Raw genomic sequence first — 11426 nt, 5'->3', positions numbered from 1 at the left:
CGCGGCGAGTCGCTCACCGGCGCCCGCCAGCAGTGGGTCACCGCCGTCCTCGGCGGCGTGGTCTGGGACCGGATCACCGGCCGCGGCCGGCCGGTCCCCGCCGCCCGGCGGGCCGAGCTGGTCGCCTCGGTCCTGGCCGCCTGAGCTCAGGGGAGGACGGCGACGCGGTCCGGTCCCGGGTCCTGGGCGGGCGCGCCGTCGACGCGGACGTCGGCGCGGACCCGGGTGCCCTCGCGGGCGAACACCTCGGCCTCCGCCCGCGCCCACCCCGGCTGGAAGGCCGTCATCGCCGCACCGCCCCGGTCGGCCCACCGCCGCGCGCAGACCTCGGGCGGGGCCTGCACCCACACCAGCAGCGACGCCCGGTCGGCCACCCTGTGCGCCCCGGCCCCGCAGCCCTCCACGACCAGCACCGGGCCGGCCGGCACCGTCGTCGGCACCCGGAACGCCCCCGCGTGCCAGTCGTAGGCGTCGAAGACGGCGTCCCGGCCGGCGGCGACCGGGTCCAGCACCCAGCCGGTCAGCCGGTCCACCACGCCGTCCAGCGTCCAGCCGGCGTAGAGGTCGTCGAGGTGCACCACCGGGGCGTCCAGCTCGGCCGCCAGCCGGCCGGCCAGGGTGGTCTTGCCCGACCCGGCCGGGCCGTCGACGAGCACCAGCCGGGTGCCGCCCAGCCGGGCCGGTGCGTCCCGCACCTGCCCGGCGAGGTCGGCCAGCCTCACGCCGCGGCGTAGCTGGGCACCGGCCCGGGCGTGCCGACGACGGCGCCCCGGCCGGCCAGCACCCGCAGGTGCGCGTCGGTCTCGGTCACCGCGAACACCCGCATGCCCCGCTCGTAGGACGACCAGGGCCGCGACCAGGTCAGGTGCGCGGCCAGGTCCCACGGGGTGCTCCCCGGGTGCTCGCGGACGGCGTCGAGCAGCTCGGCCAGCCGCCGCTCGTGGTGCTCGCGCAGCTCCGCGGTCCTGGCGGACAGCCCGGTGAAGCGCCACTCGTGCGCGGGGAGCACCTCGGCCGGCTCCGGCCGTCGGCCGACCTCGGCCAGCGCGGCGAGGTAGTCGCGCAGCGGGGACTCCGCCCCGCCCGCGTTCGTGGAGATGTTCGGGCTGATCCGGGGCAGCACGTGGTCCCCGGACAGGAAGACCCCGGTGCGCTCCTCGTCGAAGCACAGGTGCCCGGGGGTGTGGCCCGGGGTGTGCACCGCCCGCAGCGACCAGCCCGGGAAGTCGGCGACCTCGCCGTGCAGCAGGTGCCGGTCGGGCACGGCCATCTGGTGGAACCGGTGCCAGCGCTCCGGGTCGCCGACGTCGCTGGCGGCGGTGTCGCGGTCGGCGCCCAGCCCGACGAGGAAGGCCACCTGGGTCTCCACCGCGGTCGCGGCGTCCTGGGTGGTGAACGCGGCCACCGCGTCACCGTCGGCCGGGTGCATCGCGACCCAGGCGCCGCTGGCCTCCCGCACCCGCGCGGCCAGGCCCAGGTGGTCGTAGTGCAGGTGGGTGACCAGCACCCCCCGGACGTCGGCCACCTCGGCGCCGATGCCGGCCAGCCCGTCGGTCAGCGCGCTCCAGCCGGCCTCGTGCTCCCACCCGCAGTCGACCAGGCCGAGCCCGCCGCCGTCGAGGGCGAAGGCGTAGACCGAGACGTAGCGGAGCGGGTTGTGCGGGATGGGCACCGGCACCGACCACAGCCCTGGCCGGACCTCCTCGACCGGCGGCAGCTCGCGGGCCTGCCAGGCTGCGTGCTGGGCGGTTCCGGTGATCTCGCTGCTGGTCACCCCCGCGACTCTGCCAGTGGGAGACTGGCCCCGTGAGCACCCCCACGTCCACGACGGTGTCCGCGACCCCACGCCGCCAGCGGATCATGTGCGGGATCATGGCCGCGGTCATCTTCGGGGTGATGCTCGTGGTGTCGATCCTGCTCAAGACGCACACCACCGGCGTGATCGCCTTCCGCACCTCCGACCAGGTGGCCACCACAGGCCTCGGCATCGCGATGGCCGCGGCCACCGTGTACCTCTCCCGCGCCCGGGTGGACGCCGACGCCTCCGGCGTGCGGGTGCGCAACATCGTCGGCACGCACACGCTGCCGTGGTCGGCGGTCCGGGCGGTCCGCTTCGACGAGGACTCGCCCTGGGCCTCCTTGCTGCTGGTCGACGACGACGAGCTCTCGGTGCTGGCGGTCCAGGCCGCCGACGGCGAGCGCGCCGTCCGGGCGGTGGAGGGTCTGCGCACCCTGCTGGCCGCGAGCCGGTCCGACGGGGTAGTCTCGACGGAGTCTCACCCCGCTACATGAGGCGCACCACCACGACGACCCCGCCCCGGGTCGTCGTCCAAGAGGAGCCCGCTCCCACCTGACGCCCCCCGGGCGACCAGGTCACCTGAAGTGCGGGGCCGGTCCGCCGGCCCCTCGGCCCTCCCCGCTCGCGCGGGTCGAGGGCCCTTCTTCGGGTCGGGACGCTGACTCCTCGTCGCAGAACGAAGAGGAGAGGCCATCACCGAGCCCCGCATCAACGACCGCATCCGCGTCCCCGAGGTCCGCCTGGTCGGACCCGAGGGCGAGCAGGTCGGCATCGTCCCGATCGGCGAGGCACTGCGCCTGGCCCAGGACTCCGAGCTCGACCTCGTCGAGGTCGCTCCCATGGCCCGGCCGCCCGTCGTCAAGCTGATGGACTACGGCAAGTTCAAGTACGAGGCCGCGCAGAAGGAGCGCGAGGCCCGTCGCAACCAGTCGCAGACCGTCATCAAGGAGATGCGCCTGCGGTTGAAGATCGACCCGCACGACTACGAGACCAAGAAGGGCCACGTCGTCCGCTTCCTCAAGGGTGGCGACAAGGTCAAGATCACGGTGATGTTCCGCGGTCGCGAGCAGTCCCGCCCCGAGATGGGCTACCGGCTGCTGCAGCGCCTGGCCGGTGACGTCTCCGAGCTCGGCGTCGTGGAGTCCAACCCCAAGCAGGACGGCCGCAACATGGTCATGGTCATCGCGCCGCACCGGAACCAGGCGGCGCAGCAGGCCAAGACCGTGGAGGCCAAGAAGGCCAAGGCCGCCGAGGACGCGCCCCCGCTGGCGCCCCAGGCCCCGCCGAAGCCGGCACCGATGGACCCGGTCGAGGCCGACCAGGCCTGAGCGGCCCGGCCCGACCCAGACACCGACGAAGGACCGAGGACATGCCGAAGAACAAGACCCACAAGGGCACGGCCAAGCGCATCCGCGTGACCGGCTCCGGGAAGCTCGTCCGCGAGCACACGAACAACCAGCACAAGTTCGAGGTGAAGTCCTCCTCGCGCAAGCGCCGGGTGAAGGGTTCCGAGGTGCTGTCGCCGGCCGACGCGCCGCGGATGAAGAAGCTGCTCGGTCTGTAGACCGCACCCACCCCCTGACCAACTAGAGGAGTTCTCACGTGGCACGCGTGAAGCGGGCGGTCAACGCCCAGAAGAAGCGCCGGACGACCCTGGAGGCCGCCAGCGGCTACCGGGGCCAGCGGTCCCGGCTGTACCGCAAGGCCAAGGAGCAGGTGCTCCACTCGGCGACCTACGCCTACCGCGACCGCAAGGTCCGCAAGGGCGACTTCCGCAAGCTGTGGATCACCCGGATCAACGCCGCGGCCCGGCAGAACGACATGACCTACAACCGGTTCATGCAGGGCCTCAAGCTCGCCGGCATCGAGCTGGACCGCAAGGTCCTCGCCGAGCTGGCGGTCAACGAGCCGGCCGCGTTCACCGCGCTGGTGGAGACCGCCCGCGCCGCCGTGGCCGCCGCGCCGAACCAGACCGGCGTCGCCGCCGCCTGAGCTCGTACCCCGACGACGCCGTCACCCCAGCCCGGGGTGGCGGCGTCGTCGCACGTCGGGAGGGATGCATGACCGAGCTGCTGACCGAGCGCAGCGGCCGGGTGGCCGCCGCCCGCAAGCTCACCCGCCGCGCCGGCCGCGACGCCGCCGGGCTCTTCCTCGCCGAGGGACGCCAGGCGGTGTCCGAGGCGCTGGCCGCGGACGCGGTCACCGAGCTGTTCGCCACGGAGGCGGCCGCCGCCGCGCACGCGGACCTGCTCGCCGGGGCACCCGTCCGGCTGGTCACCGAGAAGGCCGCTGCCGGGCTGAGCGAGACCGCCAGCCCCCAGGGCCTGGTCGCGGTCTGCCCGCTGCGCGACGTGCCGGCATCGACCCTGGCCACCACGCCGCCGCAGCTGGCCGTGGCGCTGGCCGAGCTGAACGACCCGGGCAACGCCGGCACCGTGCTGCGCACCGCCGACGCCTGCGGGGCCGGGGCCGTGGTGTTCGGCGCCGGGTCGGCCGACCCGTTCCAGGGCAAGACGGTGCGCTCCAGCGCCGGCAGCCTCTTCCACCTCGACGTGGTGCGCAGCGCCCCGTTGGCGCCGTTGCTGGCCGAGGTCCGGGCCGCCGGGGTGACCGTGCTGGCCGCGGCCGGGGACGGCGAGGTCACCCTGCCGCAGGCCGGGGAGTCCGGGCTGCTGGCCGGGCCGGTGCTGTGGCTGTTCGGCAACGAGGCCCGCGGGCTCGACCCCGCGCTGGCGGCGCTGGCCGACCACCGGGTGCGGGTGCCGATGCGCGGCCGGGCCGAGTCGCTCAACCTCGCGGTCGCGGCCGGGATCTGTCTCTACGCATCCCAGTAGGTGACCGCATGCGCAGTCGTTGATGCGAACTGCTTGCAGTTAGGGTCGGGCCAACCCCCGTCCGAGAGGCTGCTGAGTGCTGCGCGTGCACGACCTGTCCGTCGCCCTGCCCGACCGACGGCTGCTGGAAGGCCTGTCCTTCGACCTCGCCCCCGGTGAGCGGGTCGGCGTCGTCGGGTCCTCCGGGGCCGGCAAGTCCCAGCTGGTCGCCGCCCTCCTCGGGCTGACCCCGCCCGGCCTGGCGGTGACCGGCAGCGTGCTCGTCGAGGGGACCGAGGTGGTCGGGGCGGACCCGGCCACCTGGCGGCCGTTGCGCGGGCGGGCCACCGCGCTCGTCGCGCAGGACCCCGGCACCGCCCTGGACCCGCTGAGCCGGGTCGGCCGCCAGGTCGCCCTGCCGCTGCGCGCCCGCGGGGTCGGCCGTGCCGAGGCCGCCCGTCGGGCCGACGCCCTGCTCGGTGAGGTGGGCCTGCCCGGGACCGCCCGGCGCTTTCCCAGCCAGCTCTCCGGCGGCCAGCGCCAGCGGGTGGCACTGGCCATGACACTGGTCGGCGCACCCCGGTTGCTGGTGGCCGATGAGCCCACCTCGGCCCTGGACCCCACCGTGCAGGCCGGGGTGCTCGACCTGCTGGACCGGGTGACCGGCCCCGGGCAGGCCGCCCTCCTGCTGGTCACCCACGACCTCGCGGTCGCCGCGCGGCTGTGCTCCCGCCTGCTGGTGCTCGAGGCCGGCCGTCTGGTCGCCGACGGACCGACCGCCGAGGTCCTCGCTGATCCCCGCCTGGCCGACGTCGCCGCCGCCGCCCGCGCCCTGGCGGTGACCCGGTGACGCTCTTGGCAGCCCACGGCCTGGTCCGCCGGTACCGCGGGACCACCGCGCTGGACGACGTCTCCCTGCAGCTGCGGGCCGGCGAACGGCTGGCCGTGGTCGGGGAGTCCGGGTCGGGCAAGTCCACGCTGGCCCGGCTGCTGCTGGCCCTGGACACCCCCGACGCCGGCACGGTGGACCTCGACGGCCGCGCTGTGCGACCCGGCAGCCCCCGGTCGCTGCGCTGGTTCCGCCGCCGGGTGCAGACCGTGCCCCAGGACCCGGGTCGATCGTTCAACCCCCGGATGCGGGTGGGCGAGGCCGTCGCCGAACCGCTGGCCTGCCTGCAGGTGCACGGGGACCACTCGGCCCGGGTCGGCGAGCTGATGGTCGCCGTGGGCCTGGAGCCCGACGCCGCCCGTCGGTGGCCGCACGAGTTCTCCGGCGGACAGCGGCAGCGGCTGGCGATCGCCCGGGCCCTGGCCCCCCGGCCCGACGTGCTGGTCGCCGACGAGCCGGTCAGCGCCCTGGACGGCGTCGTCCGGCTGCAGGTCGTCGACCTGCTCGCCCGGCTGTCCGCCGCCGAGGGACTGGCGCTGCTGGTGGTCTCGCACGACCTCGGCGTCGTGCAGCGACTGTGCGAGCGGGTGCTGGTGCTCGACGCCGGCCGGGTGGTCGAGCAGGGCCCGGTCGGGCAGGTGTTCACCGCCCCCGCCTCCGAGGTGACCGCCCGGTTGCTGGACGCGGTCCCGACGCTGGCGGCGGTGGCGCCGTGAGCTGGGCACCCTGGGTGCTGGTCCGCCGGCTGCCGGCCGTCCCGCGGCTGTTGCTGGCCAGCCAGCTCGCCTTCAACGTCGGCTTCTACCTGGTCGTGCCGTTCCTGGCCGTGCACCTGTCGCAGGACCTCGCGCTGGCCGGCGGGGTCATCGGGCTGGTGCTGGGCATCCGCACGTTCAGCCAGCAGGGCCTGTTCTTCCTCGGCGGCGGGCTGACCGACCGGTTCGGTGTCAAGCCGGTCGTGGTGGTCGGCTGCGGCATCCGGATCGCCGGTTTCCTCGTGCTGGCCGTGGTGGAGAGCCTGGCCGGGGTCCTGGTGGGCGTCGTGCTCGTCGGGTTCGCCGCCGCGCTGTTCTCCCCGGCGGTGGAGTCGGCGCTGGCCGACCAGGGCCGCCGGCTCGAGGAGGCCGGGGTGGCCACCCGCGCCGAGGTGTTCGGCCTGGACGCCATCGCCTCCAAGCTGGGTTCGGTCACCGGCCCGGTGCTGGGTGCGCTGCTGCTCGGCGTCCCGTTCGGTGTCACCTGCCTGGTCGCCGCCGGGGTGTTCGTCGTCGTCCTGGTCGCGCACCTGGTCCTGCTGCCGCGCGACCTGCGCAACGGCGTGGGCGAGGTCGAGCCGGTGACGGCCGGGTGGGGGCAGGTGCTGCGCAACCGGCGGTTCCTGGCCTTCACCGCCTGCTACTGCACCTACCTGCTGTCCTACAACCAGCTCTACCTGGCGCTGCCGGTGGAGCTCGACCGGGCCACGGGGTCGCAGGGCGCGCTGGGCTGGCTGTTCGTCGCCGCCGCGGTGAGCGTGCTGCTCCTCCAGCTGCCGATCACCGTGCAGGCCCGCCGCCTGGGCCCCGCCCGGGCGCTCCCGCTGGGTTTCGCCCTGATGTGCGCCTCGTTCCTGGTGGTCGCCGTCGCCGCCCCGGCCGCCCCGCCGTCCGGGGTCTGGGCGCTGGCGCCCGCGGTCGGGTTCGCCCTGCTGCTCTACCTCGGCCAGATGGTCGCCGTCCCCGTCGCGCAGGACCTGGTCCCGCATCTGGCCGGGGAGCGGCGGCTGGGCGCCCACTTCGGCGTCCTCGCCTCCGCCGGCGGGCTCGCCGTCCTGGTCGGCAGCACCGGAGTGGGTGCCCTGCTCGACCTCGCCGTCGTGCCGCAACCGGCCGCCAGCATCCCCTGGCTCGTCCTCGCCGCCCTGCCCGCCGCCTCCGCGATCGGGCTCTGGGTGCTCACCCGCCGCACCGTCCCCGCCCTCCAGACCACAGGAGTCCCGTGAACCGCCGCACCGCCCTGCTCGCCGTCCCCGCCCTCTTCCTCAGCGGGTGCTTCGCCGGGGGAGGGGGCGACCCCGACGACGGGCCCGGCACCGACCGCCTGCGGGTCGCGCTCAACTTCCCGCCGGTCGCTGCCCTGTCGCCGTACACCGACGACGCGCTGCTGCTCACCCGGATGGGCGCAGCCGAGACCCTGGTCACCTTCGACGACTCCGGTGCCGCGCAGCCGCAGCTGGCCGAGTCCTGGGAGTTCATCGACGACCGGACGGCGCTGCTCGAGCTCCGCGCGGACGTCGTCTTCCACGACGGCAGCCCGATGGACGCGCAGGCCGTCGCCGGGTCGCTGAACGCCGCGGCGGCCGCCGACCCCGGGGTTCGTGTGCTCGGCGACGTGGGCCTGGTGGCCACCGCCGTCGACGCCGACACCGTCCAGCTGCAGGCCGCGCAGGCCGACCCGCTGCTGGTCCAGCGGATGGGCGCCCCGTCGCTGGTCATCCTCGCCCCGGACGCCTACGCAGACCCCAGCGCACCCGACCCCGTCGGGCACGGGACCGGGCCCTACGAGATCACCGCCGTGGAGGGCACGCAGTCGGCCACCCTCGCCGCGGCGGCCGACTACTGGGGCGGCAGCCCGGCCGCCGACGGCGTCGACGTCCGGTTCGTCGACGACGCCGACGCGCGGACGTCGTCCCTGCGCGCCGGGGAGCTCGACGTGGCCCAGGCGGTGCCGATCGGTGCGCTGCCCACCCTCACCGACGAGCAGCGGGTGGTGACGACGTCGCTGCCGCGGCTGACCTCGCTGCAGCTCAACACGGCCGGCGGGGTGTTCGCCGACCCGGCGCTGCGCGCGGCCGCCGTCGCGGCGGTCGATGCCGAGCCGGTCGTGGAGGGCGTCTTCGAGGGCCAGGCCGACGCCGCGCCCGGCCTGCTCACCGACGACACCCTCGGCGCCGCCGCGCGCACCGAGCCCACCCTGCCGACGGCCGGTGACCCGGCCGGGGCGAGCATCCGGCTGGCCACCTACGACGATCGCCCCGAGCTGCCCGAGGCCGCGGCGGCCATCGCCGAGCAGCTGCGCGCGGCCGGGTTCACCGTCGAGGTCGTGGTGCAGACCTACGCCACCATCGAGCCCGACCTGCTGGCCGGGGCCTTCGACGCCTTCCTGGGCAGCCGGCTGACCCTGCTGGACACCGGTGACCCGGTCGGCTACCTGAGCACCGACTACACCTGCGACGGCGGTTACAACCTGGCCCGGCTGTGCGACCCCGCCGTCGACGCCGCGGTCGCCTCGGCCGCGGCGCTCACCGACCCCCGCGAACGCCGGCAGGCCGCCGCCGACATCGAGGCCCAGGTGCTCTCCACCGCGGCCGTCGTCCCGGTGCTGCACGAGCAGAGCCGCACCGGTGTCGGCGCCGGTGTCCAGGGCGTCGGCGACGACCCGTTCGAGCGGCAGGTCGTCACGGTCGCCACGACCACGGGTCGGTGACGGCTGCGCTCACCGTCCCCGCCGTGCTCCGGCGGCTGCCCCGGGCGGCCGGCGGGGCAGCCGGGGTCGTCGGCGCGCTGGTGGGCACGGCGTTGCTGGTGGGGGCGCTGCCCTGGTTGTCCGGGGCGGACCCGGCGCGGTCGGTGCTGCGCGCCCGTGACGTGGAGGGCGCCCCCGACGCGGCCGCGCTGGAGGCGGTGCGCACCCAGCTGGACCTGCCCGCCGACCCGGTCACCGGCACGCTGGGGTTCCTCGGCCGGGTGCTGACCGGTGACCTGGGGACGTCGTGGGTCTCGCGCACCCCGGTCGCGGACGGCGTGCTGCCCGCCCTGGGCGTCTCGCTGACCCTCGCCGGCACGGCCAGCGTGGTCGCGCTGCTGCTCGCCGGACTGCTCACCGTCCCGGCCCTGCTGCGGGCAGCCGATGGCCGGCTGCGCGGGGGCGGCGCCGGTGCCGCGGTCGGCGGAGCACTCTCGGCGCTGCCGGAGTTCGTCCTGGCGGTGCTGCTGGTGGCCGTGGTGGCGGTCGGGTGGGGCCTGCTGCCGACGAGCGGGTTCACCGGGCCCGCCAACCTCGTGCTGCCCGTCCTGGCCCTCGGCGTCCCCGCGGCCGGGGTCCTGGCCCGGTTGCTGGCGGGCGCGGGGGCGGTGACGGCGGGGGAGTCGTGGGTGCGCACCTGGCGGTCCGCGGGGATCCGGCGGACCACGACCGCCGGTGCGCTGGGCCGCCGGGCGGTGAGCGTCGTCGTCCCGCAGGTCCTGCTGCTGCTGGTCGGCACGCTGGGCGCCGCCGCGGTGGTGGAGGCCGTGTTCGACATCCCGGGGCTGGGCGGTGTCGCGCTGGGCGCTGCGCTGGTCCAGGACGTGCCCGTCGTGCAGGCCGCCGTAGTGCTGCTGGTGGGCATCGGCCTGCTGGTCGGCGGTGGCGGTGTGCTGGTCCACCGGCTGCTGCTCGGACCCGCGCTGACCACCGCCGGGTTCACCCCCGAGACCACCACCGCCGGACGCCGCCCGCGCCGCCTCGCCCTCGCCGTGACCGCCGTGCTGGCCGTCGCCGTGCTCGCCGGGCTGCTGCGCGACCCCGCCGCCCAGGACGTCGGCCGTCGGCTGGCGGCGCCGTCCTGGTCGCTGCCGTTCGGGGCCGACCCGCTGGGCCGCGACGTGCTGGCCCGGTTCGGCCACGGCGCCCTGGTCTCGGTGGGGCTGGCGGTCGCCCTCGCCGCCGTGGCGCTGGCGGTCGGCCTGGCCGTGGGCCTGCTCGGGCACGGGGCGCGCTCCGGCCCGGCCGACGTGCTCAACGCCCTGCCCGCCGTCGTGGTCGGGATCGTGGTCGCCGCGGTGGCCGGGCCGGGCCTGCTCGCCGCGTGCGTCGCGGTGTCGCTGGTGGGCTGGATCCCGCTGGCGGTGCACACCCGCACGCTCGCTGCCGAGGCGCGGGCGTCGGGCTTCCACGTCGCTGCCGTCGCGGGCGGCGCGGGGCGGTGGCACGTGCTGCGCCGGCACCTGCTGCCCGTCGTCGGGCCGCCGGTGGTGCGGCACGCGCTGGTCCGGGTGCCGCACGCCTCGCTCGCGCTGGCCGGGCTGTCCTTCCTCGGCCTGGGGGCGGGCGCCGAGTCCCCGGAGTGGGGCCGGGCGCTGGCCGAGACCACCGGCTACCTGGAGCGGGCGCCGTGGGTGGTCGCCGCCCCGGTCGCCGGCCTGGTGCTGCTCGGCGTCGTCGCCGCCCTGGCCGACCCCGCCCCGGAGCGCTGACCCTGAGCGGAGCTGGTCCGGCTCGACCCGCCCCGGCGCCCCCCGAGCCGTGCCGTGACGCGGAGGGAGGGGCGGTGAGGAGGGTCGACCGACACGACGGGCGGCAGGTCAGGCCACCCGTGCCCGCAGCGCGCGGCCGAGGACGACGACCACCACGCCGGCCACCACCACGGTGAGCAGACCCACCCGCAGGCCGGCGGCGTCGGCGAGCAGGCCGATCAGCGGCGGGGAGACCAGGAAGCCGAGCCGCAGCAGCAGGTTCACCGCGGTCAGCCCCACCCCGGGCGACAGACCCGGCAGCGCGTCGGCGGCGGCGTAGACCGCCGGCACCAGGGTGGCCACGCCGACGCCGGCCAGCACGAACCCGAGCAGCGTGGTGGGCACCGACGGGAACCCCAGCGCCAGCGCGAACCCCGCGGCGATCACCGCCCCGCCGACCCGGGCCACCACCCGCTGGCCGAACCGGTCGACCACCCGGTCCCCGGTGAGCCGGCCGGCCGTCATCGCGACCTGGAACGCCACGAACCCCAGCCCGGCGACGACGACGGTCGCGCCCAGGTCGTCGCGCAACCGGATGGCGCTCCAGGACGCCGCGGAGTCCTCCACGAACGCCCCGGCCGCGGCCAGCGCCCCCAGCACGGCCAGGGCCGGGGCGGCCCGGCGCCGGACCCCGCGCCGGCCGCCGGCCTGCGGGGCCACCGCGGGGACGT

13 protein-coding genes are annotated in these 11426 nt (G+C 76.4%); 10 read left to right on the top strand and 3 right to left on the bottom strand.

The genetic code is table 11. The features are described 5' to 3' along the window. Nucleotides 1–146 precede the first annotated feature (146 nt). Together NH342_RS19095 and NH342_RS19090 are read right to left on the bottom strand one after the other, a co-directional pair. Nucleotides 147–722: a uridine kinase gene (locus NH342_RS19095; RefSeq protein WP_253017277.1), complete on the bottom strand. Its 576-nt coding sequence runs from the start codon at nt 720–722 to the stop codon at nt 147–149. Next, complete coding sequence (locus NH342_RS19090) at nt 719–1774, bottom strand: MBL fold metallo-hydrolase (protein WP_253017275.1); 1056 nt, start codon at nt 1772–1774, stop codon at nt 719–721. Before NH342_RS19090 ends, NH342_RS19095 begins: the two co-directional genes overlap by 4 nt. A gap of 32 nt (nt 1775–1806) precedes the next feature. Between NH342_RS19090 and NH342_RS19085 the strand changes: the two genes are divergently transcribed. The 10 genes from NH342_RS19085 to NH342_RS19040 all read left to right on the top strand — a co-directional run bounded on the left by NH342_RS19085 (nt 1807) and on the right by NH342_RS19040 (nt 10716). Next, nucleotides 1807–2292, top strand: a complete 486-nt coding sequence (locus NH342_RS19085) for a PH domain-containing protein (RefSeq protein ID WP_253017273.1) — start codon at nt 1807–1809, stop codon at nt 2290–2292. Nucleotides 2293–2490: 198 nt separating this feature from the next. Next, nucleotides 2491–3126 carry a translation initiation factor IF-3 gene (gene infC, locus NH342_RS19080; RefSeq protein ID WP_308200704.1) on the top strand — a complete coding sequence of 212 codons (636 nt, stop codon included), beginning with the start codon at nt 2491–2493 and terminating at the stop codon, nt 3124–3126. A gap of 41 nt (nt 3127–3167) precedes the next feature. Further along, the gene (gene rpmI / locus NH342_RS19075; protein ID WP_091064823.1) at nt 3168–3362 is read left to right on the top strand and encodes a 50S ribosomal protein L35; all 195 of its coding nucleotides are present in this window, start codon (nt 3168–3170) and stop codon (nt 3360–3362) included. A gap of 38 nt (nt 3363–3400) precedes the next feature. Beyond that, entirely contained in the window at nt 3401–3790 is a 390-nt protein-coding gene (gene rplT, locus NH342_RS19070; protein WP_253017271.1) for a 50S ribosomal protein L20, read from the top strand. 68 nt (nt 3791–3858) lie between these two features. Next, on the top strand, nt 3859–4632 hold the full coding sequence (locus NH342_RS19065; RefSeq protein WP_253017269.1) for an RNA methyltransferase: 774 nt from the start codon (nt 3859–3861) through the stop codon (nt 4630–4632). An 85-nt stretch (nt 4633–4717) separates the two neighbouring features. Beyond that, nucleotides 4718–5461 (top strand): ATP-binding cassette domain-containing protein, encoded by a 744-nt coding sequence (locus NH342_RS19060; RefSeq protein ID WP_253017267.1) that lies wholly within the window; start codon nt 4718–4720, stop codon nt 5459–5461. Then, entirely contained in the window at nt 5458–6216 is a 759-nt protein-coding gene (locus NH342_RS19055; protein WP_253017266.1) for an ABC transporter ATP-binding protein, read from the top strand. The genes NH342_RS19060 and NH342_RS19055 overlap by 4 nt, the downstream gene beginning before the upstream one ends. Beyond that, entirely contained in the window at nt 6213–7481 is a 1269-nt protein-coding gene (locus NH342_RS19050; protein WP_253017265.1) for an MFS transporter, read from the top strand. Before NH342_RS19055 ends, NH342_RS19050 begins: the two co-directional genes overlap by 4 nt. Beyond that, entirely contained in the window at nt 7478–8965 is a 1488-nt protein-coding gene (locus tag NH342_RS19045) for an ABC transporter substrate-binding protein (protein ID WP_253017264.1), read from the top strand. Before NH342_RS19050 ends, NH342_RS19045 begins: the two co-directional genes overlap by 4 nt. Beyond that, nucleotides 8962–10716, top strand: a complete 1755-nt coding sequence (locus NH342_RS19040) for an ABC transporter permease subunit (protein WP_253017263.1) — start codon at nt 8962–8964, stop codon at nt 10714–10716. Before NH342_RS19045 ends, NH342_RS19040 begins: the two co-directional genes overlap by 4 nt. Before the next feature lie 108 nt (nt 10717–10824). Here NH342_RS19040 and NH342_RS19035 read toward each other — a convergent pair. Next, the coding region (locus NH342_RS19035) for an MFS transporter (protein WP_253017262.1) at nt 10825–11426 on the bottom strand (602 nt) is incomplete at its 5' end.

It is taken from the genome of Klenkia sp. PcliD-1-E (assembly GCF_024124375.1).
In the GTDB taxonomy this organism is placed as follows: Bacteria; Actinomycetota; Actinomycetes; order Mycobacteriales; family Geodermatophilaceae; genus Klenkia.
The sequence above is the reverse complement of the archived record's forward strand: the minus strand, read 5'-3'. Positions and strand labels throughout refer to the sequence as shown.